Source organism: Curtobacterium sp. MCSS17_011, assembly GCF_003224275.1.
GTDB lineage: Bacteria > Actinomycetota > Actinomycetes > Actinomycetales > Microbacteriaceae > Curtobacterium.
Genome location: NZ_QKLE01000027.1, coordinates 1 through 24120, shown reverse-complemented (window position 1 = coordinate 24120; position 24120 = coordinate 1). Strand labels below are relative to the sequence as shown.

General features: G+C 72.2%; 18 protein-coding genes and 1 tRNA gene. 16 read left to right on the top strand and 3 right to left on the bottom strand.

The features are described 5' to 3' along the window. The first annotated feature begins 23 nt into the window (after positions 1 to 23). The 8 genes from DEJ17_RS14670 (at position 24) to mfd (ending at position 10344) form a co-directional block, all read left to right on the top strand. Complete coding sequence (locus DEJ17_RS14670; RefSeq protein WP_181421221.1) at positions 24 to 1181, top strand: glycosyltransferase; 1158 nt, start codon at positions 24 to 26, stop codon at positions 1179 to 1181. 25 nt (positions 1182 to 1206) lie between these two features. Then, the gene (locus DEJ17_RS14665; protein ID WP_110894924.1) at positions 1207 to 2127 is read left to right on the top strand and encodes a hypothetical protein; all 921 of its coding nucleotides are present in this window, start codon (positions 1207 to 1209) and stop codon (positions 2125 to 2127) included. A gap of 84 nt (positions 2128 to 2211) precedes the next feature. Continuing rightward, positions 2212 to 3459: a sensor histidine kinase gene (locus tag DEJ17_RS14660; RefSeq protein ID WP_110894923.1), complete on the top strand. Its 1248-nt coding sequence runs from the start codon at positions 2212 to 2214 to the stop codon at positions 3457 to 3459. Beyond that, positions 3456 to 4112: a response regulator transcription factor gene (locus DEJ17_RS14655; RefSeq protein ID WP_110894943.1), complete on the top strand. Its 657-nt coding sequence runs from the start codon at positions 3456 to 3458 to the stop codon at positions 4110 to 4112. Before DEJ17_RS14660 ends, DEJ17_RS14655 begins: the two co-directional genes overlap by 4 nt. Positions 4113 to 4120: 8 nt before the next feature. Then, on the top strand, positions 4121 to 5095 hold the full coding sequence (locus DEJ17_RS14650; RefSeq protein WP_110894922.1) for a hypothetical protein: 975 nt from the start codon (positions 4121 to 4123) through the stop codon (positions 5093 to 5095). 327 nt (positions 5096 to 5422) lie between these two features. Continuing rightward, complete coding sequence (locus DEJ17_RS14645) at positions 5423 to 6052, top strand: 50S ribosomal protein L25/general stress protein Ctc (RefSeq protein ID WP_110894921.1); 630 nt, start codon at positions 5423 to 5425, stop codon at positions 6050 to 6052. A gap of 29 nt (positions 6053 to 6081) precedes the next feature. Beyond that, the gene (gene pth / locus DEJ17_RS14640; RefSeq protein ID WP_110894920.1) at positions 6082 to 6666 is read left to right on the top strand and encodes an aminoacyl-tRNA hydrolase; all 585 of its coding nucleotides are present in this window, start codon (positions 6082 to 6084) and stop codon (positions 6664 to 6666) included. Between the two features lie 69 nt (positions 6667 to 6735). Beyond that, positions 6736 to 10344 carry a transcription-repair coupling factor gene (gene mfd / locus DEJ17_RS14635; RefSeq protein ID WP_110894919.1) on the top strand — a complete coding sequence of 1203 codons (3609 nt, stop codon included), beginning with the start codon at positions 6736 to 6738 and terminating at the stop codon, positions 10342 to 10344. Positions 10345 to 10503: 159 nt separating this feature from the next. Here mfd and nhaA read toward each other — a convergent pair whose 3' ends face one another. After that, complete coding sequence (nhaA, locus tag DEJ17_RS14630; protein ID WP_110894918.1) at positions 10504 to 11682, bottom strand: Na+/H+ antiporter NhaA; 1179 nt, start codon at positions 11680 to 11682, stop codon at positions 10504 to 10506. 90 nt (positions 11683 to 11772) lie between these two features. Here nhaA and DEJ17_RS14625 point away from each other — a divergent pair, with 90 nt between their 5' ends. The 8 genes from DEJ17_RS14625 (at position 11773) to DEJ17_RS14590 (ending at position 20104) form a co-directional block, all read left to right on the top strand. Further along, positions 11773 to 12468 carry a MazG family protein gene (locus DEJ17_RS14625; protein WP_110894917.1) on the top strand — a complete coding sequence of 232 codons (696 nt, stop codon included), beginning with the start codon at positions 11773 to 11775 and terminating at the stop codon, positions 12466 to 12468. 290 nt (positions 12469 to 12758) lie between these two features. Then, entirely contained in the window at positions 12759 to 14003 is a 1245-nt protein-coding gene (gene hisS / locus DEJ17_RS14620; RefSeq protein WP_110894916.1) for a histidine--tRNA ligase, read from the top strand. Positions 14004 to 14126: 123 nt separating this feature from the next. Continuing rightward, entirely contained in the window at positions 14127 to 15410 is a 1284-nt protein-coding gene (gene eno, locus DEJ17_RS14615) for a phosphopyruvate hydratase (protein ID WP_027464494.1), read from the top strand. A 471-nt stretch (positions 15411 to 15881) separates the two neighbouring features. After that, complete coding sequence (locus tag DEJ17_RS14610; RefSeq protein WP_110894915.1) at positions 15882 to 16415, top strand: septum formation initiator family protein; 534 nt, start codon at positions 15882 to 15884, stop codon at positions 16413 to 16415. 76 nt (positions 16416 to 16491) lie between these two features. After that, complete coding sequence (locus DEJ17_RS14605) at positions 16492 to 17040, top strand: DUF501 domain-containing protein (protein ID WP_071406119.1); 549 nt, start codon at positions 16492 to 16494, stop codon at positions 17038 to 17040. Between the two features lie 40 nt (positions 17041 to 17080). Then, a complete protein-coding gene (locus DEJ17_RS14600; RefSeq protein WP_110894914.1) occupies positions 17081 to 18556 on the top strand; it encodes an NAD(P)/FAD-dependent oxidoreductase in 1476 nt (491 codons plus the stop codon). A gap of 71 nt (positions 18557 to 18627) precedes the next feature. Beyond that, positions 18628 to 18701, top strand: a tRNA-Leu gene (locus DEJ17_RS14595). Between the two features lie 62 nt (positions 18702 to 18763). Beyond that, positions 18764 to 20104, top strand: a complete 1341-nt coding sequence (locus tag DEJ17_RS14590) for a threonine/serine exporter family protein (RefSeq protein WP_110894913.1) — start codon at positions 18764 to 18766, stop codon at positions 20102 to 20104. Positions 20105 to 20171: 67 nt separating this feature from the next. Here the strand turns inward: DEJ17_RS14590 and DEJ17_RS14585 are convergent, their stop codons facing one another. After that, complete coding sequence (locus DEJ17_RS14585; protein ID WP_110894942.1) at positions 20172 to 21833, bottom strand: class I adenylate-forming enzyme family protein; 1662 nt, start codon at positions 21831 to 21833, stop codon at positions 20172 to 20174. Positions 21834 to 22056: 223 nt separating this feature from the next. Then, positions 22057 to 23913, bottom strand: a complete 1857-nt coding sequence (locus DEJ17_RS14580) for an Ig-like domain-containing protein (protein WP_220033659.1) — start codon at positions 23911 to 23913, stop codon at positions 22057 to 22059. Between the last annotated feature and the right edge of the window lie 207 nt (positions 23914 to 24120).

Below are 24120 nucleotides of genomic sequence, written 5' to 3'. Positions count from 1 at the left end.
AATATATGATCCGACGGCCGCCTGTGTTCGATGTCCTCCATGTCTCGAGCGCCCACCCCTGGACGGACGTGCGGGTGCATCAGCGCGAAGCGGCCAGTGCGGCGGCGATCGGGTACCGCACCGGTCTCATCGCCGTCGCTCGCCAGGGTGAGCGACGCGATCCGCACTGGACCGTTCCCGACGAACAGACCGGCGTCTCGGTCAGGCGGATCACGCGCCGGCCACGCCTGCGCCGGATCCTCGTGTCGAGTCTGCAGGTGATCACCCTGGCGCTCCGGACGTCGGCACCGGTCGTCCACCTCCACGACCCCGAACTCCTCTGGGCCGTGCCGGTGCTCCGGTTGGCGGGTCGCAAGGTCGTCTACGACGCGCACGAGGACCTGCCCGACCAGGTCCGGGGCAAGGAGTACCTGCGGGGTGGTCGGCGGACGGCTGCGATCGTGCTCGCCCACGTGCTGGTCCGTGTCGCCTGCGGCAGCGACCGTGTCATCGCTGCCACACCCGTGGTCGCCCGCCGGTTCCCGGCGCGGAAGACAACCGTCGTCCGAAACCTCCCTCGCGTCCGCGCGCACGACCTCGGAACGGAACTCGCGCGGGCACCCCGGGCGGTCTACCTCGGATCCCACTCGCGGGACCGGGGGCTCGAGGCGCTCTGCGCGATCGCGGACATTCCCGAACGCACGTGGGAGCTCGTCACGGCCGGCCCGGTCGAGCACGGGGGACACCGGGCCGCTTTCGACGAACTCGTCCGCGCAGGAGCGATCGACCACCGCGGAGTCCTCCACCCGACCGATGCCCGGAACCTCCTGCTCGAGTGCCGCGTGGGACTGCTGCCCCTCCGTCCGACGCCCGCGTACCGCACGTCCATCCCGACCAAGCTGTTCGAGTACATGGCCGCCGGGCTGGCCGTGGTGGCCACCGACGTGCCGTTCTGGCGCGAACTGCTCGCCGGCGTCGACTGCGTCACCTGGGTCCCGGCCGACGACGTGACGGCCCTCGCCGAAGCCGTCGGCCGGTACATGGACGACCCCGATCTCGCCGTGGCCCATGCCGGTGCCGGGCGGGACGCCGTCGTCGAGACGCTCCGGTGGGAGATCGACGAACCCGCGCTCCTCGCCGTCTACGCAGACCTGCTCGGGGGAGCGCCGCTCGACGGCCTCGTCGCACCACCGCGTTCCTGAACCTGCCGTCGGGCAAGCTGGCGGCATGAAGTTCGCGGACGTCGCCAAGGAACTGCTGCTCGTCACCCCCGGGGACTTCGTGGCCGAGCGCACCGCGAGGCAGCGCGCCGTGCGGAAGGACGACCGGGCCCTGGCCACGGCGATCGGGAAGCTCCGCAAACCCGCCCCGGCCGCGTGGGTGATCGACCTGCTCGCCCACGACGGTGCACTCGACGACGCCGTGGACCTCGGCCCGGCGCTCCGCACGGCCCAGGCGGACGCCGATCCCGACGCCATCCGGACCCTCCGTCGGCAGCGCGCCGAGGTCGTCGACGCCCTCGCACAGGCCGGCGCGGACCTGGCCTCCAACGCAGGGCACCCGGTCACCACGGCGGTGATCGAGCAGGTCCGGTCGACGATCGAGGCGGCGATGGCGGACCCGCACGCCGGCGCGGCCGTCCGGTCGGGACTGCTCGTGACCGCGCTCGAGAGTGTGGGGTTCGACGCGGTCGACCTCGACGGGGCGCTCGCGGATCCGGACGCCGTCCCCGATGCCTGGTCCGGCAGCGATGCCCCACCGATCCCCATCTCCCAGGCGAGGGGTGCGCGGAAGGCGAGCCGTGCCTCCAGGCCGGCGCAACGCGACGAGCCGGAGCCGGAGCCCGAACCGGAGCCCGAACCCGAGTCGGAACCGAAGCGTGACCCGGCCGCCGACCGGAAGGCAGCACGCCAGGCGGAGACCGCTGCACGTGCGGAATCGCGCGACGCCGACGCGGCACTCGACGCGGCCGAGGCCGATCTCGAACAGGCGGAGGAGCGCCGCGCGGAGCTCCAACGTGCCCTCGAGCAGGCCGAAGCCGAGACCACCCGGCTCGAGGCAGCGCGTGACGAGGCCGAGGCGGCGAGCGACCGGGCGCGGGACGTCCTCCGGGCTGCGCAGGACCACCGTCGGAAGGTCGGCCGCTGAGCCGTCCGACACGACCTCATCACCTCGGATGAAAAGTGGCCGCACGGCTCGGTCCCCGTCCGGCGCCGCCCATACGCTCGCGGTATGACCTCCTTCCTCCGCCGGTACCGCCAGCTGCTGACACCCGCAGCCGGTGCCGTGTACCTCGCGCTCTGGATCGTCGCCGAGGCCGGCCGTGCGGAACTCGCCGAGCATGTCGTGGTGGTGGCGGCCTTCGCGGTGGCGATCGGCCTCGCCGCTTGGATGCCCGCGACAGCCCTCGGGCTCGTCGTCGGAGTCCCGGTCCTGCAGGCTGCACGCCTGCTCACACGGCCGACCGACACCACGTGGCCGGAGTACCTGGCGATCGCGATCGTCGTCGGCGTCGTCGGCGCCGGGCGGTCCGACCTGCTCCGCTACCTGGCGGTCCCCGTGCTCCTGCTCGCGAGTGCGGCGGCCGCCTGGGCGATGGCGGTCCCGACCGCTGCCGACCAGGACGTCTGGGGCAGCTGGGCGGGGAACTCCGGCGGGACCCGGTCCGACCTCGTCACGATCTCGTTCGCGTTCGTCGGGGTCAGCGGTGTCACCTGGGCGGTCGGAGTGGCCATCGGGGCCGCGTGGCGGATCGGCCTCGCCCGGGTCCGGGTGGTCGAGGCGCAACGCCGCACCGAGGTGACCACGACCGAGCTCCGCGCCGAGCAGGACCGCGCGCGGATCGCCCGAGACGTGCACGACTCGCTCGCCCACTCCCTGGCGGTCGTCGTGTCCCAGGCCCAGGGTGCCGCGGCGATCGCCGTGCGGGACGAACACGCCGCCCGGGCTCTGCAGGACATCGCCGACGTGAGCCGCTCGGCACTGGGTGACGTCCGGGCCCTGGTGGAACGCATCCAGGCGAGCGACGACGCCGACCGCCACGGACTGCTCGACGTCCCCGACCTGATCGAGGACATGCGGGAGCTCGGGATGACCGCGACGTTCGAGGAGCACGGCGCCGGGCTGCTGCCCGCGAGCAGCGCCAGCGCGGTACACCGGATCGTGCAGGAGAGCCTGACGAACGTGCTGAAGCACCAGGGGCGGACAGCGACGGCTCGGGTCGGGCTCGACTGGCGCGGCCCGGGGCTCGGCGTCGTCGTGACGTCACGGGGGAGCGAGCCGCTCGTTGAGTTCGACGGCGTGGGGTCCGGTGTCGCCGGGATGCAGGAGCGTGCCCGACTGGCCGGCGGCTGGCTGCGCGCCGGTGCCGGCGACACCCCGGACGAGTGGGTCGTCACCGCGTGGCTGCCGACGACCGCCGCGGTGCCGACCACGGCGACGGCCGACACCGAGGACGTCCTGCCGGAGCACGTCCGATGAGCGCCGTCCGCGTCGCCGTCGTCGACGACCAGCGACTGTTCGCCACCGGGATGCAGATGCTCGTCGACGCCCAGGCCGACATGACCTGCGTCGGGACCGCCGGAGACGGTGCCGCTGCCCTCGAGCTCTGCGCCGCCGAGCGCCCCGACGTGCTGCTGCTCGACCTGCGGATGCCGGTCATGAACGGCATCGAGACCCTGGCGCGTCTCGCCGCCTCGACCCAGGACCGCCCGCGGGTCGTCGCGCTCACCACCATCCGCCGCGACGACGCCGTCCTCGCAGCACTCCGTGCCGGCGCCGCCGCGTTCCTGACGAAGGACGCCCTGCCCGACGTCGTCACCGCGACCATCCGCGACGTGCACGCCGGCCGACCGGCCCCGACCGAAGCCGAGGCGCTCGACCTGCTGCGCGCACAGGGCACCCCGGCCGTGACCGACCGACGCGACGAGGTCCTCGACGCGCTGACGGCCCGCGAGCGCGAGGTCTTCCTGCTCGTCGCGAAGGGGCTCAGCAACGCCGAGATCGCCGCGTCGGTCTTCCTGAGCGACGCCACCGTGAAGACCCACGTCCGCGCCGTCCTGACGAAGCTCGGACTCCGGAACCGGATCCAGGTCGTCATCACCGCTCACGAACGCGGCCTCGTCCGCGCTTAGGGGGAACCATGCAGATCACGAACCGGGTCGCGAAGACCGCCACCCTCGTCGTCGTCCTCGCGGGCCTCGCCACGGCGATCGTCCACGGTCTGCCGGAACCGGCCGACGTCCCGGTCGCGCCCACCGTCGAGCAGGACAGCAGCTCGTGGGCGATGCCCCTCGATGCCTTCGTCGCGCCGTCCTCGTCGAAGACCACCTACGCCGAGAACCTGGTGGCCGAACCGTGTCTGCGGCGGGCCGGCATCGACGACCCGGTGCCGTGGGCGACCGCGGCCGGGTTGCAGGCCGACCACGACGCGGCCGACACCGCCGCTCGGGCGAACCCGTCACCTGCGCTCGCGACCACCCGACCCCTGACCGCGGCGCTCGCCGAGGCTCGCGGCTACCACGGGCCGTCCGCCGCCGGTGCGAACCAGGAGGGCATGCGGCAGTGGGGGTACGACCCGGACCGCCAAGCCGCGATCGCCGCGCTTCCGGACGACGTGGCTGCCCGCTGCTGGGAGACAGCCCGGAAGTCCCTCGGCACCACGTTGCGCGGCACCGAGCAGACCGCGTCCGAACTGGCCCAGCGCCTGACGTACCTGGCGGCGCTGGACGCACGCCAGGACGACCCGGTCCGCACGGCCGCGGCCGGGTGGCGCACCTGCATGGCGCCGTCGGGTGTGCCGGACCTGCCCGAGGGTCCGGAGGGCATGCCGACCCCTTCGATGCACGTCAGCGCCCGTGACGGCGACCAGGTCGTGCTCTTCTCGGACGGCCCGGGGAAGGCCGAGGTCGCCGTCGCCGAACGAGACGTCGCCTGCCAGGTGTCGTCCGGCTACCGCCGCGCGCTGTACGCGGCGGAGTGGGAACGGCTGCTGCACGTCACCGCGACCGACGCGGCCACGCTCCGGAAGGGCTCGACGCGGCAACCGCAGGTGGATGCCCGTCTCGACCGGGTGATCGCGCGGCTCGCCCCGGCGGCACCGGCGGGCGTCGACTGACGCGGCGGTCGCGGGGAGCGGTTCTGGGGGAGCGCCCCGCGCCCGCCGCGTGGGGACGACGGACGGGAGGCCCGTGGCGGGACCGCCACGGGCCTCCCGTCCGTCCCGGCGCACGTCCGGACCGTGGCGCGCGACACGCCCGGACGGTGCTGCTAGACTCAGTGCCTGACTTCGGCGAGGGCTGCGTTCGCGCGGCCGTGATCGACGCGGTGGGATACCCGGCAAGACCCTGGGATCGTTCCTCACGCGTGCACGCGTTCGAGTTGCAACACCACAGACCCCCACGATGCCGGCATCCCGGCGTCGTCCCCGACACCAGGAGGCACCATGGCCGACTACACCAAGCTCGCAGCGGAAGTCCGCACCAAGTTCGGCAAGGGCGCCGCCCGCAAGCTCCGCGCGGCCGACAAGATCCCCGCCGTCGTCTACGGCCACGGCACCGAGCCGAAGCACATCTCGCTGCCCGGTCACGAGACCATGCTGCTCGTCCGTACCGCCAACGCGGTCGTCGACCTCGACATCGAGGGTGCTGCGCAGCTCGCCCTCGTCAAGGACGTCCAGCGTGACCCGGTGCGCCAGATCATCGAGCACATCGACCTCGTGGTCCTCCGCCGCGGCGAGAAGGTCACGGTCGACGTGCCCGTCGTCATCGAGGGCGAGTCGTTCTCCGGCACCATCCACGTGCAGGACCTCAACACGATCTCGCTGCTCGTGCTCGCCACCGACATCCCGGAGCACGTCTCCGTGAACGTCGAGGGCCTCGAGGACGGCGTGCAGATCCACGCCGCTCAGCTCGAGCTCCCCGAGGGTGCCGAGCTCGAGACCGACCCCGAGGCGCTGGTCGTCGCGATCGTCACCCCGCGTGGCACCGCTGACGACGACGCCGCGGACGAGGCCTCGGCCGAGGCCGGCGCCGAGTCGGGTGCCGAGGGCGGCTCCGAGCCGGTCTCCGAGTAACACCCCTTCGAAGACATCTGGTCGACGCTGTGACGGATCGAATCCTCGTCGTGGTCGGGCTCGGGAACCCCGGGCCCGACTACGCCGGCAACCGCCACAACGTCGGCCAGATGGTCCTCGACGAACTCGCCTCGCGCATGGGTGCGAAGTTCAAGAAGCACAAGACGCCGAACCAGGTCGCCGAGGGGCGCCTGGTGCCCGGCGGCACGCGACTCGTGCTGGCGAAGCCCGGGTCGTTCATGAACACCTCGGGCGGACCGGTCTCCTCGGTGCTCGGTTTCTACAGCGCCACCCCGGCCGACCTCGTCGTCGTGCACGACGAACTCGACCTGCCGTTCGACACCGTCCGCCTGAAGGGCAACGGCGGGCACGGCGGCCACAACGGTCTGCGCGACATCATCAAGGCCACCGGCACGAACGAGTTCACGCGCGTCCGGGTCGGCATCGGACGTCCGCCCGGTCGGCAGGACCCGGCCGACTACGTGCTGCGTGACTTCTCCGCAGCCGAGAAGAAGACGCTGCCGATCCTGCTGGCAGACGCCGCCGACGCCGTACAGGCGATCGCCGAGGTCGGGCTGCTCGCCGCGCAGCAGCGCGTGCACGCCCCGTCCTGACCGATCGGCGCTGTTCGCCCGTCGCGCACGCCGCGGCCGGTGTCGGTGGCGGCCGGTACTATCTCCTGAGTGACGATCTCGGGCATCATCCCTGCGCTCTCGCGCGCCTCCGCCTTCGATCGCGTGCTGCGCGCCGCACCGCGCGACGCCGACTTCTCCGTCGTGGACGGCCTGCGCGTGCCGCTGCTCGGCGCGCTGCTCGCCGAGCGCAAGGGGCCGCAGTGCGTCCTCGTCATCACGGCGACCGGGCGTGAAGCCGAGGCCGTCCGCGAAGCGTTCGGCAGCTACGTCCCCGACGCCGACGTGCTCGAGTTCCCGGCGTGGGAGACCCTGCCGCACGAACGCCTCAGCCCGAGTGCCCAGACCGTCGGCACGCGCATCGCGACGCTCCGGAAGCTCGCGGCGTGGCAGGCGACGGACCCGGCCGAGCGCCGCCAGACCATCGTCGTCGCGAGTGTCCGCGCCGCGCTGCAGCCGATCGCGAGCAACCTGACGTCCCTGGCGCCGGTGGTGCTGCGGACCGACTCGCGGGGCAACGACCTGGCGGCGATCGCGTCCCAGCTGGTGGACCTCGCCTACTCGCGTGTCGACCTCGTCACCCGCCGTGGTGAGTTCGCGGTGCGCGGTGGCATCCTCGACGTCTTCCCGCCGACGGCCGACCACCCGGCACGCGTCGACTTCTTCGGCGACGAGATCGAGGCGATCAAGGCGTTCTCCGTCGCCGACCAGCGCACCACCGAGGACGACCTCGGGTCGGTCGAGCTCACCGCCTCGCGCGAACTCCTGCTCAGCGACGACGTCCGGCAGCGGGCGCGCGAGATGCTGCACGAGTTCCCGAACCTGTCGCAGATGCTCGCCAAGATCGCCGAGGGCATCCCGGTCGAGGGCATGGAGTCCCTCGCCCCGGCGCTCGTGCAGGACCTCGTGCCGATGACCTCCTACCTGCCGGACGACGCCACCATCGCGGTGTTCTCGCCCGAGCGGGTGAACGGCCGCGCGAATAGCCTGGCCGAGACGAACACCGAGTTCCTGCAGGCGGCCTGGAGCGCAGCGGTCGCCGGCGCCCAGGCCCCGATCGACCTCGACGCGGGCAACTTCCTGACCGTGCAGCAGCTGAAGAACACCCGCGGGCAGCGCACCTGGTGGACGGTGTCGCCGTTCGACTCCGGCCTCGACGAAGGGGACACCGAGCGCGTCCTCACGGACGCCGAGGCCGCTGCCGAGGCCGGCGAGTACATCCGCGTCCGGGCCGAGGCCGTCCCGAGCTTCGCGGGCAGCGCCGACGGGGCGATCGCGCACGTCAAGTCGCTGACCGACGACGGGTGGGCCGTCGTGGTGACCGCGCAGGGCCAGGGCCTCGTCGAGCGTGCGGTGCAGGTGCTCGCCGACGCCGGGGTCGCCGCCCGTGCCGACGCCGTGACCGCGCCGCCCGAGCCCGGCGTCGCCGTCGTGACGACCGCGACCGTCGAGCACGGCTTCGCGATCCCTGACCCCCGCATCGCGGTCCTGAGCGAGGCGGAGTTCTACGGCCGCAGCGTCCAGCAGGGTGCCCGCACCGTCAAGAAGCTCGCGAGCCGGCGCAAGAACGTCGTCGACCCGCTGCAGCTCAAGCCGGGCGACGTCGTCGTGCACGCGACGCACGGCATCGGCAAGTTCGTCGAGCTCGTCAGCCGCGAGGTCTCCAGCGGCGGCCGCAACGCCGTGAAGACGCAGCGCGAGTACCTCGTGCTCGAGTACGCGCCGTCGAAGCGCAACTACCCCGGTGACAAGCTCTTCGTGCCGACGGACCAGCTCGACCAGCTGTCGCGCTACGTCGGAAGCGAGTCCCCGACCCTGTCGAAGATGGGCGGCTCGGACTGGTCCGCCGCCAAGTCGAAGGCCCGCAAGGCCGTCCGCGACATCGCCGTCGACCTGGTCAAGCTGTACTCGGCGCGCATGGCGTCGAAGGGGCACGCGTTCGGTCCGGACACCCCGTGGCAGCGCGAGCTGGAAGAGGCGTTCCCGTTCGCTGAGACCGCCGACCAGCTCACCACGATCGACGAGATCAAGCGCGACATGGAACGCCCGATCCCGATGGACCGCCTGCTGTCCGGCGACGTCGGCTACGGCAAGACCGAGGTCGCGATCCGTGCCGCGTTCAAGGCCGTGCAGGACGGCAAGCAGGTCGTCATGCTCGTCCCGACGACCCTGCTCGTCCGCCAGCACATGGAGACGTTCCAGGAGCGCTTCGCCGGGTTCCCCGTGCACCTGCGCGCCCTGAGCCGGTTCCAGACCGAGAAGGAGTCGAAGGAGACCATCGCCGGGCTCGCCGACGGCACGGTCGACATCGTCATCGCGACCCACCGGATCCTGTCGCAGGGCATCACCTTCAAGGACGTCGGGCTCGTCATCATCGACGAGGAACAGCGGTTCGGCGTCGAGCACAAGGACCAGCTCAAGAAGTTCAAGACGAACGTCGACGTCCTGGCGATGTCGGCGACCCCGATCCCGCGCTCGCTCGAGATGGCGGTCACGGGCATCCGCGAGATGTCGACCCTCGCCACCCCGCCCGAGGACCGCCACCCGATCCTGACCTTCGTCGGACCGCAGTCCGACCTGCAGGTGGCGGCCGCGATCCGCCGCGAGCTGCTGCGTGAGGGCCAGGTGTTCTACGTGCACAACCGCGTGAAGGACATCCAGTCGGTCGCCGCGCACCTCGCCGAGATCGTGCCGGACGCCCGCATCGCCGTGGCCCACGGGCAGATGTCGGAGACCGTCCTGGAGCAGGTCATGGTCGACTTCTGGGAGCGCCGCTTCGACGTCCTGGTCTCGACGACGATCATCGAGACGGGCCTCGACATCGCCAACGCGAACACGCTCATCATCGACAAGGCGGACAAGTACGGTCTGTCGCAGCTGCACCAGTTGCGCGGTCGTGTCGGCCGTGGTCGCGAGCGCGGGTACGCGTACTTCCTCTACGACTCCGACAAGCCGCTGTCCGAGACCGCGCAGGACCGCCTCGAGACGATCGCCGCGAACAACGAGCTCGGCGCGGGCATGCAGGTCGCCATGAAGGACCTCGAGATCCGCGGGGCCGGCAACCTGCTCGGTGGGGAGCAGTCCGGCCACATCGCGGGTGTCGGGTTCGACCTGTACCTCCGCATGATCGGCGAGGCGGTGTCGCAGTTCCGCGGCGACGTCGCCGAGGGGCAGACCGAGCTCCGGCTCGAGATCCCCGTCGACGCGCACATCCCCGAGGACTACGTCGAGTCCGAGCGGCTCCGGCTCGAGGCGTACCAGAAGCTCTCGGCGGCCTCGGCCCCGACGGCGCAGCCGAACGCGATCGACATGGTGCTCGACGAGCTCACCGACCGCTACGGGCAGCCTCCGCAGGCCGTGCAGACCCTGGTCGAGGTCTCCCGCCTCCGTCGCATGGCGCAGCAGGTCGGCCTGTCCGACGTCGTCGTGATGGGCTCGAACCTGCGGGTCGCCGGCAAGGAGCTCGCCGACTCGTCGCAGGTGCGCCTCAAGCGCATGTTCCCGGGGGCGCGCTGGTTCCCGCAGCAGAACGCGACGAGCATCCCGATGCCGCGACCGCACGACCAGGCCCTGCCGGACGACGCCCTCATCCAGTGGGTGGAGAGCATCCTCACCGCCGTGTACGGGGCCACGACACCGGCGGAGGCGCCGGCCGCGTAGACGCGAGTGGAGACGGCCTGGAGGCACGGTGCGGGCCCGCACCGTGCCTCCCGTCTGTCCGTGACCACGTCCACGGCGCGCACGCCGTTCGCGACGATCCACGCGTCGAACGACGCGTGCTCTGTCGCGGAACGGGTGCGAACCGCGGCCCGCGAGTCGCTACTCGGTGTCCTCGGCCTCGGACAGCTCGCGGCGTGCGCGGTACGCCCGCGCCCGCAGGGTGACGACGACGGCCGACGCCACGATGGCGATGCCCGATCCGACCAGCACGGCGAGGACGCCCTCGTCGAGGATCTCCTCGTTGCGGGCGAACGCCAGCTCGTTCATGAGCAGCGACACCGTGAACCCGATGCCGCCGAGCACGCCGACGGTGATGATCGAGAAGAACGAAAGCGACGAGCGGCCGGGGGAGCGGAAGATCCGCGTGGCGATCGTGCCGAACAGTGTGATGCCGATCACCTTGCCGACCGGCAGGGCGAGGACGACCGCCCAGAACGTGGGGGAGAGCTCGCTGATGCCGACCGAGGGGATGATGACCGCGGCCGAGGCGAACGCGAACACCGGCAGCACGATCGCGTTCGACCACGGCTCGACGTTCTCGTGCAGGGTGTGGCCCGGGCGGCGGGGCAGCACGAGCCCGAGCGCCACGCCGGCGATGGTGGCGTGCACACCGGAGTGGTAGACGAGCCACCAGGTCAGGAGCCCGACCACGACCATCGCCACGATGATCAGCGTCTGGCCGCTGCGGCCCGGACGGAGCATCCGGCCGAGCAGCCAGAACGCCGCCAGCGTGACGACGGCACCGGCGAGGGCCAGGAAGTCGGTGTCGTGGGCGAACACCACGGCGATGATGATGATCGCGATGAGGTCGTCGAGCACGGCCAGCGCGAGCAGGAACACGCGGATGCCGCTCGGCAGCCCGCGACCGAACATGGCGAGCACCCCGAGCGCGAACGCGATGTCCGTCGCCGTCGGGATCGGCCAGCCGTGCGTGTACTGCGTGCCCGCGGTCACCAGCAGGAAGATGCCGGCCGGGACGAGCACGCCGCCGACCGCGGCGATGGCCGGCACGATGGCGGTCTTCGGGTTCGACAGTTCGCCGTCGACGAGTTCCTGCTTCAGCTCGATCGCGACGAGCAGGAAGAAGACCGCGAGGAGGCCGTCGCTGATCCAGTGCGCGATCGACAGGTCGAAGCCGAGGGCACCGAGCGGCAGGTGCGCGTCGAGCAGCCGTTCGAGGCCGGGGCCCACCGGGGAGTTCGCCACCACCAGTCCGAGCACGGCGGCGGTGAGGAGCGCGATGGCGCTGAAGCGGGGGGAGCGGACGAGGGACGACATGGATCTCCGTCTCGAGGGGTCGGGTGAGTGTCCGTCGACCAGACTTCCCGACACACCACCGCCAGTCTACGGGAGTGGGACCATGGCCGGATGACCGCCGTACCGGACCTCGTGACCGTCGTCGACCGCCTGCTCGCCGAGGACGGCGGGTGCGTCTGGAACCGGGCGCAGACCCACGCCTCGCTCGCCCGGTACGCCGTCGAGGAGTCGTACGAACTCGTCGACGCGATCGACGACGGCGACCCGGACGACGTCCGCGAGGAACTCGGGGACCTGCTCTACCAGGTGGTCCTGCACGCCGGGATCGCCGCTCGGGCGGGGGACTTCACCCTCGAGGACGTCGCCGCCGGGGTGCGGGACAAGATGACGCGGCGGCACCCGCACGTGTTCGGCGACGAGACCGCGGACACCGTCGAGGACGTGGTGCGGGTCTGGCGTGCGGCGAAGGCGGCCGAGAAGGCGAGTCGGCGGAGTGCGTTCGACGGGGTGCCGCGGGCGATGCCACCGCTGGAGCGCGCGGTGAAGCTGCTGGAGCGCCTGGAGGAACGTGGGGACGCGGACGCGGTCGTCGCGTCCGTCGTCGGTTCCGGTACCGGCGTCGGCCGGGAGGCCCGTGGTGCGTCCGCCGCGCCCGCTGCGGATGACGGAGGGGGCACGGTGGACGCCGAGTGGGGGCGAGCGGTGCTCGGGGAGGTCGCCGCTGCGGCGCGACGCGGCGTGGATCCGGTCGCGAGCCTGCGGGCCGCGGTGTCGGCGCTCGAGGTCGCCGGTCGCGCGGCGGAGTGATCCCTGGTGCGCGACGTCGTTCCGGGCCTGCGGCATCGTTCCGGGCAGGGGAGAACGGGCGCCCTCCCAACCCGAAAAAGAGAGGGCGCCCGCGAGCGGGCGTCGGCTCCACCAGGGAGAGGGGCCGACAGGGAAGCCCGCTCGAACCGCGGGACGCACTGCAGCACGTCGCCCCGCGAACGGTCCGGAGCGTGGATCAGGCACGATCCGGACCGAGGTTCTGCATGCAGTATGCCAGTAGGTCGGCGGGCGCGCAAGTCGAAAGACGCCCGTCTGCCAGAATTGACCGCATGGCAACGACCGTGACGGCACCCCGTGGCATGCGTGACTTCCTCCCGGCGGACAAGGCCCGGCGCGAGCACGTGCTCGGTGTCGTGCGGGACGTCTACTCGCGGCACGGTTTCGACGAGATCGAGACCCCGGTGGTGGAGGACGCTGCGCGGCTGCACTCCGGGCTCGGCGGCGACAACGAGAAGCTGGCGTTCGCGGTGATGAAGCGCGGGCTCACCACCGAGGACCTGCAGGCCGCCGAAGCCCCGCTGGACCTCGCCGACCTCGGTCTCCGGTTCGACCTGACGGTCCCGCTCGCCCGGTTCTACGCCTCGCACCGTGCGGAGCTGCCGTCGGTGTTCCGATCCGTGCAGATCGCGCCGGTCTGGCGTGCCGAGCGCCCGCAGAAGGGCCGCTACCGCCAGTTCGTGCAGTGCGACATCGACATCCTGGGGGAGCCCGGGCAGCTCGCCGAGATCGAGCTCATCCGCGCGACGACCGCGGCCCTCGACGCCCTCGGGGTCAGCGGCACGACGATCCGGATCAACGACCGCCGGATCCTGCTGGCGCTCCTCGCGTCGTGGGGGATCACCGAGCCCGCCGCCGCCGACCGCGCGCTCATCACGATCGACAAGCTCGACAAGATCGGTGCGGACGGCGTCGCGGCGGAACTCCGCAGCACCGTGGGTGCCGACCTGCCCGGGCTCGAGGACACCATCCGCGCGCTCGAGGCCGCCGACTGGGCGTCGGTCGAGGGGGCGCCGTGGCTCGACGCCGAGGCCTTCGCCGACCTGCTCCGCCTGCGCGAGGCGCTGCCCGGGGTGGACCTGCGGCTCGACCCGACGCTCGTGCGCGGCATGGGCTACTACACGGGCACGATCTTCGAGGTCGCGCACCCCGACTTCGGCTACAGCCTCGGTGGCGGGGGCCGGTACGACGGGATGATCGGCCGGTTCCTCGGGCAGGACGTCCCCGCGGTCGGGTTCTCGCTCGGGTTCGAGCGGCTCGTCGACCTCGTGACCCTCCCGGAGTCCGCCGAGGCCGACGCCGTCGTGCTCGTGTACGACAAGGACGTCGACCCGGTCCGGCTCGCCGCGCTGAAGACCGAGGCCCTTGAGTCCCACCGGCGCGTCCGGCTCGAGCGTCGCACGAAGAACACGAAGAACCTGCTCGCCGGCCTCGCCGCCCAGGGCTTCACGGCGTTCGCGACCGTCTCGGCGGACACCGCGTCGCTCGAGGGCGTCGAGTTCCGCCCGCTCGACTGAGCACCCAGTCCTCGTTCCAGCACGGACTCGTCCACAGCCCGGCGTGACGGCCGACGTCGTGTTCACCTCCGCTCGCTAGGATCGACACCGCAATCACCACAACCAATGTGTAGGGAGTACCCCGTGGCCCTGATCGATGCCGTAGGCGCACGCGAAGTCCTCGATTCCCGAGGCAACCCGACGGTCGAGGTCGAGGTCCTCCTCGACGACGGCGTCGTGTCCCGCGCGCTCGTCCCGTCCGGTGCATCCACCGGCGCGTTCGAGGCGTACGAGCTGCGCGACGGCGACGCCTCGCGCTACGGCGGCAAGGGCGTGCTCAAGGCCGTCGACGCCGTCCTCGACGAGATCGGCCCGGCGCTCGAGGGCTTCGACGCCACCGACCAGCGCCTCGTCGACGCCGCGCTCATCGAGCTCGACGGTACCGAGAACAAGTCGCGCCTCGGCGCGAACGCGATCCTCGGCGCCTCGCTCGCCGTGGCCCGTGCCGCAGCCGACTCGGTCGACCTGCCGCTGTTCCGCTACCTCGGCGGCCCGAACGCGCACACGCTGCCCGTCCCGCTGATGAACGTCGTCAACGGTGGTGCCCACGCGGACACCAACGTCGACATCCAGGAGTTCTTCCTGGTGCCCTACGGCGCCGAGTCCTTCTCCGAGGCACTCCGCTGGGGCGTCGAGACCTACCACGCCCTCAAGGGCGAGCTGAAGAAGCAGGGCTTGGCCACCGGCCTCGGCGACGAGGGCGGCTTCGCGCCGGAGCTCGCGTCGAACCGCGCCGCGCTCGACTTCCTGCTCACCGCGATCGAGAAGGCCGGCTACACGCCCGGCAAGGACATCGCCGTCGGCCTCGACGTCGCCTCCACCGAGTTCTTCTCGGACGGCAAGTACCAGTTCGAGGGCAAGCAGCTCTCGAGCCAGGAGTTCACCTCCTACTTCGCCGAGCTCGTCGCGAACTACCCCCTCGTCACCATCGAGGACCCGCTGGCCGAGGACGACTGGGAAGGCTGGTCGCACCTGACCGCCGAGCTCGGCGACAAGGTCCAGATCGTCGGCGACGACCTGTTCGTCACCAACCCGAAGCGTCTGCAGCGGGGCATCGACGAGAAGGCCGCGAACTCGATCCTCGTCAAGGTCAACCAGATCGGCACGCTCACCGAGACGCTCGACGCGGTCTCGCTCGCGCACCGTCACGGCCTGACCTCGATCCTGTCGCACCGCTCCGGCGAGACCGAGGACACCACGATCGCGGACATCGCGGTCGCGGTCGACGGTGGCCAGATCAAGACCGGCGCCCCGGCCCGCTCGGACCGCGTCGCGAAGTACAACCAGCTGCTCCGCATCGAGGAAGAGCTCGGCGACGCCGCGGTCTACGCCGGTCGCTCGGCCTTCCCGCGCGCCGCGTCGCTGTAACCAGTCGACCAGCAGTACCTGCACCACCGAGACGCCGTCCTCCTCCGGGAGGGCGGCGTCTCGTCGGTACGGGGCCCCGAAGTGCCGAGCGGCCAGGACGTGCCGCGCGCGCTGCGCCGAGTGGTCGCGAGTCGTCGGCTGGCCCGGGCCTGACCGACAGGACGTGACCACCGGACGTGCGTCGGGCGGTGTGTGGTGACCACTCCAGGTGCGGGCCGGCCGGGCGGGCCGGAGCCGAGCCTCCCGGCAGCCTCGATCGGACCCGGACCCGGACCCGCCCGCCGTCTGCGTGACGCCGTCGTGTCAGTCTGACGCCGCGAAGTCCGTGAGACGCCGGCGAATCCGGAGGCGTCTCGACGAGACGACGGCGTCTTCAGCTGGGCAGAGACGTGACGACGCGAGTCGCTGGGAGGGCGCCGAACGGCCGCGTGCCGGGCGGCCGGACCGACCGTGCCGGGTTATCGTCGGACCGTGCCCAGCCAGAAGCCCCGCGTCCGCCGCGTCCCCGTGGCGATGCCCGACGGCAGCACGCCCGCGCAGCCCTGGTACCGCTCGATCCACTTCTCCGGGTTCAGCCTGCTCATGCTCGCGATCATCGTGCTCTTCGTGGTGGTGCTCGCGCCGTCGCTCCGGACGCTCATCCAGCAGCAGGAGCAGATCGCCCAGCAGCAGCAGGAGGTCGCGAGCCAGAAGGCCGACGTCGCGCAGAAGAAGCAGGACGTCGCGCGCTGGGACGACCCGGCGTACATCGAGGCACAGGCCCGCGACCGGCTGCTCTACGTCTACCCGGGCGAGGAGAGCTACCTCGTGATGGGCACCGAGGACAAGCGGGCCGAGAAGACCCCGACCACCGACTCAGGCACCCCCGTGAGCGCGAAGGTGCAGACGCCCAAGGTCGACTGGGTGCAGGCGATGCTCTCGTCGGTGCTGCAGTCCGGGCTGACCGACGAGCGGGCCGCCGACCTCGTCGCGCCCGACGTCGCCGGCACGGGCGAGAGCAAGTAGTCCCGGGACGCAGGGCGCGGAGCCGTCCGGCCCGACGGTGCGAGGGGTTCCGCTTCTCCGGTAGGCTCACGTTCCCGTGACGACCCCACCCTTCGACCCGCCCTCCGACCGCGACGTCCAGGTCGTGTCGGCGCAGCTCGGCCGACCGGCACGTGACGTCATCGGGATCGCGGCACGCTGCGTCTGTGGCAACCCCACCGTCGTCTCCACGAAGCCCCGGCTGTCGAACGGCACCCCGTTCCCGACGTTCTACTACCTGTGCCACCCCGCGGCCACCGCTGCGGTCAGCACCCTCGAGGCCAACCAGGTGATGCCCGAGCTGGCAGCCCTGCTCGAGGACCCCGAAGTCGCCGCGCAGTACCGCGCGGCGCACGAGTCCTACCTGGCCGATCGCGAGTCGATCGAACACGTCGACGAGATCGACGGCATCAGCGCCGGTGGCATGCCCACCCGCGTGAAGTGCCTGCACGCCCTCGTCGGCCACGCCCTCGCCGCCGGACCCGGCGTCAACCCCATCGGTGACCTCGCGCTCGAGCGCGCGGACTGGTCGCCCTCCCGGTGTGAGTGCCGGGCGTATGATGACGGTGCAGACGCTGGAGTCGGGGCGGGTGGCGGCGAAGTCTGACCCGACTCCCGCACACCCCCATCCAAGGAGATCATCCCCCGTGCCCAAGATCCTCGTCGTCGGCGGCGGTTACGCCGGTTTCTACACCGCATGGAAGCTCGAGAAGCACCTTCGCCAGGGCGAAGCCGAGGTCGTCATGGTGGACCCGCTGCCGTACATGACGTACCAGCCGTTCCTGCCCGAGGTCGCCGCCGGTTCCATCGAGCCGCGCCACGCGGTCGTCGCGCACCGTCGTCACCTCAAGAAGACCCGCGTCGTCACGGCGAAGGTCACCAAGGTCGACCACGCCACCAAGACGGCGACGATCACCCCGACCGAGGGCGAGGCGTGGGAGGAGTCCTACGACCAGATCGTCATGACCGCCGGCGCGGTGTCCCGCACGTTCCCGATCCCGGGCGTCGCGGACGAGGCCATCGGCCTGAAGACCATCGAGGAAGCCGCGTCCATCCGTGACCGCATCCTCAGCAACTTCCACAAGGCGGCGAACCTGCCGGCCGGTCCCGAGCGCGACCGCCTGCTCACCGTCGTCGTCGTCGGTGGTGGGTTCGCCGGCATCGAGGTGTTCGCCGAGCTCCGCTCCTTCGTCACCGACCTGCTGAAGAGCCACCCGCAGCTGTCCTTCGACGACACGCACTTCCACCTGGTCGAGGCGATGGGCCGCATCATGCCCGAGGTCTCGCTCGAGACCTCGCACTGGGTGCTCAAGAACCTCGCCGAGCGTGGCGCGGCCGTGCACCTCGAGACCCAGCTGGCCTCGGCCGTGGGTGGCGTCTGCGAGCTCAAGACGAGCGACGGCGCGATCGAGACGATCCCGTCCGACCTCATCATCTGGACCGCCGGTGTCATGGCGAACCCGATGGTCAAGGGCACCGACTTCCCGCTCGAGCAGCGTGGCCGCATCCGCGTGCAGCCCGACCTGCGCGTGGTCGACGACAACGGCGTGATCGCCGACGCTTGGGCCTGCGGCGACGTCGCAGCCGTGCCGGACCTGACCGGCGGCGGTGTCGGCGGGTTCTGCGTGCCGAACGCCCAGCACGCCGTGCGCCAGGCCAAGCAGCTCGCGAAGAACGTCGTCGCGACCATCCGTGGCGAGGCGACGACCGACTACAAGCACGAGAACCTCGGTGCCGTCGCGGGTCTCGGCCTGGGCACCGGTGTGTTCCAGTCCGGCAAGTTCGCCATGAAGGGCTTCCTGGCCTGGGGTGCGCACCGCGGCTACCACGGCCTGGCCATGCCGTCGTGGGAGCGCAAGTGGCGCGTCATCGGCGACTGGGTCGGGGGCTTCTTCCTGGGCCGCGACATCGTGTCGCTCGACGACCGCGAGACCCCGCGTGCCGCGTTCGAGGCGTTCGCGTCCCGTCCGAAGCCCGCCGCCGAGACCCCGGCCGCGCCCGCCGCAGCCCCGGCTCCGGAAGAGGGCAAGGTGGCCGGCGCCGCCGGCCCCGTCTACGGCGAGCCCGCGAAGGACGTCTCCAACGCCCCTGAACCGGTGAAGGCCGAGGCCGACGCCAAGTAGCACCACTCGTCACGAAGGCGGTCACCTGCGAAGGGTGGCCGCCTTCGTGCATCGGTAGGCTGTTGCGGCCCGCCCCCGTGGCCCAATCGGTAGAGGCATGCGACTTAAAATCGCCGAGTTGTGGGTTCGAGTCCCACCGGGGGTACCGAACACCGCACGCGACGCGCGCGCCGCGCGGAACCCGCACGCCCAGTAGCATCGACGATCGTGGTCGGACTCGGAAGCGCACTCGCGAACCTGCAGAACACCCTCCGCCGACCGGAGGCCCACGTCGAGGTCGTCGACGGCGAGACCGTCCCGGTCGGCATGCTCCTCGGCACCCTCGGAGCCCTGCTCCTGGACGCCGGCAGCTCCGTCACCGACGTCCGGTCAGCGCTCGAGAAGGCCCGGGACGCCGCCGGGGTCGGACCGACGCTCGCGATCGGCGTCCTGCCCGCCCTGGTGATGGTGAGCGAGGTCTCGACGGGCGCCGCCACCATCGTCAACGCCGAGGGCGTCGAACTGTCCTCCCGCCAGGCCGCCCGCGCCAACCGCGTCGTGCTCGGGCTCGAGAGCGGCTCCATCGCCCTCGCCGAGATCCCCGCCCGCGTCCGGGCCATCCGCGCCGGCACCGTCCCGCCGCCCGCCCTGCCGTGGATCCTCGGCAACGCCCTGACCTCCGCCGGCCTGGCCGTCGTCTTCCGCTGCCCCTGGTGGGCGATCGTGCTGGCGCTCGTCGTCGGTGGCCTGGTCGGCGTGATCGGCCTGCTGCTCCGGCGCTTCCGCGAGGCCGTGGCGATCATCCCGTTCCTCGCCGCGTTCGTGTCGACGGCGATCGTCGGCCTCGTCGCCGCGGGCACCGGGTTCGAGCAGGTCCCGCTCTTCGCGGTCTGCGCCCCGGTGGCGGTGTTCGTCCCCGGCGCCCTCATCACCAACGCGTTGCTCGAACTCACGGCCGCGGACATCGTCACCGGGTCGTCGCGGCTGGTGCAGGGCCTCATCATGCTCGGCTTCATGGCCGCCGGCATCGCATCCGGCAGCGCCCTGACCGGATTGCACGTCGACCCGTCGTCGGCCGCGCTCGTCGGCGAGGTCGCCGGGGTCGGCACGGACCTGGCGGGGTGGGAGTCCGTCCCGGTCTACTGGGTCTCGTGGGTCGCCGTCGTCGTGTTGGCGGTCGGCCTCGGCCTGGTGTTCCGGTCCGGGTGGCGTCTGACGCTCGTGTCGGTGGCGGTCATGGTCACCGCGTACGCCGTGGTGAGCGGGACGACGCCGCTCTGGGGCAGCGTCGTCGCGACCGGGGCCGCGGCGGCACTGCTGTTCGTCGCGACCCGGTTGCTCGAGCGGCTCGTGCCGGCGATCCCGGCGACGGTCTCGTTCTTCCCGGCGTTCCTGCTGCTCGTGCCGGGGACGGTCGGGCTGGTGGCGGTGGCCACCTTCGATCCGGAGGCGCTCGCCACCCCGCTCGCGACCTTCGTCAGCCTGTGCATCGGGACGAAGATCGGCGGGCTCCTGCCCGGCCTCTTCGCCCGCAACGCGCCCCGGCGCGCGGTGGACGCGACCAGCTGACGGCCCGGAGGCCCGTGGCGGCGCCGCCACGGGCCTCCAGTCCGTCACCGGCCGGGTACCGGGCCCGCTACGGCTCGATCAGCCGGCCTGCTGCCTGGTCCGCCGCGGCCGTTGCCTTCGCCAGGTAGTGCACCTTCTTGCCGGTGGCGTTGTAGGGGACGTCCGCGACGAAGCGGTACCGCCGTGGGCGCTTGTAGCGGGCGAGGCCGGGGTGGGAGCCGGTCCACTCCTCGAGGACGGCGGCGGCGTCGGTGTCGTCGGTCGGCAGCCGGTCCCCGGCGCGGACGACGTAGGCCGTGACGACCTCGCCCCACTGCGCGTCCGGCACGCCGACCACGACGGAGTCGGCGACCCCCGGGTGCTCCTGCAGCACGGCCTCGACCTGGACGGGGTGCACGTTCTCGCCGCCGGAGATGATCATGTCGTCCTTGCGGCCCACGATCGTCACCCGCTCGTGCTCGTCCCACGTGGCGAGGTCGCCCGGGTAGAACCAGCCGTTCGCGAACTTCTCGGCCTCGAGCCCGGGGTTCCGGTACGAGTAGCCGGACTTCACGGTGCGCACGGCGAACTCGCCGATCTCGGTGCCGTCCTTCGCCACCGTGTCGGTCGGGTCGGCCAACCGGTTCTCGTGGACGCGGACGACGGCGACGTCGTCGTCGGTCGACGCGCGGCCCGTGGAGCCGGCGCCGTCCGGGAAGTCCTCGGGGCGCAGGAACGTGTTCCAGAAGGTCTCGGTCGTGCCGTAGCCGTTGAAGATCCGGGGCGAGAGCAGTTCCTGGTAGCGCAGGGCCGCGGCACGGTCGAGCGGCGCTCCCATCGTCACGATGCCGTTGAGGCTCGACAGGTCCCTTGCCCGACGTTCCTGGGCATCGGCGAGCTGCACCAGGTTCGGCGGTGCTCCGATCAGGAACGTCAGGCGCTCGGACTCGACCAGGTCGAGCACGCGGTCGGCGTCGAAGTGGCGCAACGTGGTGAGCTCGGCGCCGACGTAGAACACCGGGTTCGGGCCGCCGGAGAACAAGCCGCCACGGTGGAACAGCGGCGACATGTTGAGCGTCTTGTCGAACGGGCTGAGCGGGAAGTGCATGACCACGTCGTGCGCGCTGAGCACCTCGACCAGACTCGGCAGCGGCACGGGCTTCGGGCGACCGGTGGTGCCCGAGGTGTACAGCCGGGTGGACTCGTCGTAGGTGCTGCGCGGGCCGATCGCCGCGAGTTCCCCGGGCGAGAGGGGATCGGACGCGACCAACTCGGCGAACCGGTCGCCGTCCCCGCCGACCGGGACGACGTGGTCCGGCCGGTGCGGTGACGACTCGAGCGCCGCGTCGATCTCGCTCGTCCGGACGGCGTCGTGCACCAGGACGGCGGGCGCGGAGTCCTCGATGATGAACGCGACCTCGTCGGGGGCGAGCCGGAAGTTGGTCGGCGAGAACACGGCCCCGACGCGGTGGCAGGCCAGGTAGAGCATCGCGAACTCGGGCGAGTTGAACAGTTCCACCATCACGACCGCGCCACGTCCGGCGCCGTGGTGGAGGAGCCACCCGGCGATCCGGTCGACGACGTCACCGAGTTCGGCGTAGGTCCACGAGCGGTCCGTCTCCGGATCACGCAGCGCGGGCCGTCCGGCGAAGCGGTGGGTGTTGCGGACGAAGCCGTTCGCGTAGGTGAAGCTGCCCTCGAACACCTCGCGGAAGCGTGTCGCGTCGTAGTCGGACCGGGTGTCGGTCATCATCGCTCCTGCCGCGGTCGTGCGGTGCGGCGCGCACCGTCGGTGCTGCGCGCGGGCACCGATCGCGCGTCCTGCTGCACCGCTGGTCCGGTGCGGCGGGCGTCGTCCGTGCGGTGTGACGTGCACCGCTCGTCACACTAGCCCGCGCTCCGCGAACCGGCTCTGATGTGCGTCTTCTGTCCCACGGTCGGTGCGGAGTGCCGCTCTGGAGGCCCGGTTCGGCTCAGACGCGCGCCGCGCGCCGGTCGGTGCGCAGCCAGACCAGGGCCGCGATCGCGGCCGCAACACAGGCCGCGGCGCTCCCGACGAGCAGGGCCGGTGCGGCGTGCGTGCCGGTCGCCCCCGAGTAGACCGCCGTGGTCAGCGCCACGGCGACCACCGCGAGTGCGACGTACCGACCGCGGGAGGCGGCGAGCATCGCGGCGCCGGCGGAACTCGCGACGGGCAGCAGGGTCGCGACCACGGCGCCGAGGCCGCCGACGCACAGCGTGATGGCGAACTCCGACCCGAGCGACCCCCAGAAGCCCGCTCCCAGGAGCAGGCTGTGCAGCGCCCAGCCGGCCGCGGCGAGTCCGAGCAGGGCCAGTACCCGCCAGGTCGCACCCCGGGCGCTCTCGGCGATCCCGGTGCCGAGGCGGAGCGGGCCGGTCCCCAGGCCGGGGCGGCCGGACGGCACGAGGAGGACACCGACGATGAGGGCGGGGGAGAGGTCGGCCGCGCGGGTGATCCCGCACGCCACGAGCGCTGCGAGCACGAGCCACGGCGACACGCGGAACCCGACGGTCCGGTGATCGGCCCCGGCCGCCCACCGCGTGGCGAACACGACGGCGGCGGTCAGGACCGCGGTGCCGGCGAGGACGGCGATCGCCAGACGGGCGTACCGGGCCTCGAGCTCGACGCCGACCCCGAGCAGGGTGCACAGCGCCGCGACCGACACCGCGATGGTGATGGACGCCCAGGTCGGCAGGAGGTCGTCGCCACGGGCGCGGTCGGACCGCGAGCGGTTGCGGCCGAGCAGCGCGGCGAACGGCGAGCGGAGTCGGCCGCGGGCGACGGCGGCGACGAGGGCGAGCGGCGCCGCGACCAGCAGGAGGAACCCGGCGGCGACGGCGGTGGCGATCAGGACGGTCCGCCACGAGAACGCGGCCTGGATGGTCGGGACGGTGCGGTCGTACGTGGTCGCCGCGGTCCAGTCTCCCGCGGGGCCGGACCAGTCGGGGTGGCCTCCGGCGCTGCCGACGCCTGCCGGAGTGTTGCCGGTACCGGTGCCGTTGCTGGACCCGTTGCCGTTGCCGACTGCGGCGCTGTCGTCGCCGCCGTCGCCCCCGGGGTGCGTGCTGTTGCCGGTGCCGCCGTGGCCGGTCGTGCCGGGGGTGCCCGCCGTCGCGCTGGACCCCGGCGGCGAGGTGCCCGGTGTCCCCGGGGTGTCCGTGGCGCCCGGCGCCGGTGCTGCGGTCGGGGCCGTGGTGGTGGACCGCACCGTGACGCGCACGGCGGCCGACGACCGGGAGTAGTTGCCCGCGACGTCGTGCTGCGTCGCGGTGAGCTGGTGCCCGCCGGCGCGCAACGTCGACCCCGTGGTGGAGCACGACCATGCGGCGTCCGACCCGACCACCACGCCGCACACCGGAGCGCGGTCGACGTACACCGTCACGCGGGCACCGGGCTCACCGGTCCCGGCCACCGTCGTCCCGCGGGTGCCGATGCGCTGGCCGTCGTCCGGTGTCGTGATGCGCGGGGCGGCCGGCGCCGTGCGGTCGACCGTGACCGTCACGGGAGCGGAGGCCGCGCTCCGCAGGTCGGACCGGTACCCGTCGGCCGTGCTGGCCGTCTGCGACGCCGTGACGGTGAACCGGCCGTCGGCCCGGGTCCCCAGGGCGGCGACCCACCGGCCGTCCGCACCGACCCGGGCGGTCTGCTGCGCCGAGGACCCGGACACCGAGAGCGTCACGGTCGATCCGGGGTACCCCGTGCCGGAGACCGTCCCGCCGGTGGGCCCGGCGGACGCGAGGGTCGGCGGGACGATGACGTCCGACGCCGGTGCGCTCGAGACGGGCAGCGCGGCGACGAGGTCGCGCACCGTGAAGACCTGTTGCGGTCCGGAGCGGACGGTGCCGAGGCAGGCCCAGGACCCGTTCGGGTCGACCCGGGTCGTGCACCCGGACGAACCCGTCGTCGCCGGGCCGGTCACCCGGACGGTGTGCCCGGGGGTGCCGGTGCCGTGGAAGCGCGTCGTCCCCGTCGTGACGTCACCCGGGTCGGCGATGGCTGTCTCTTATACACATCT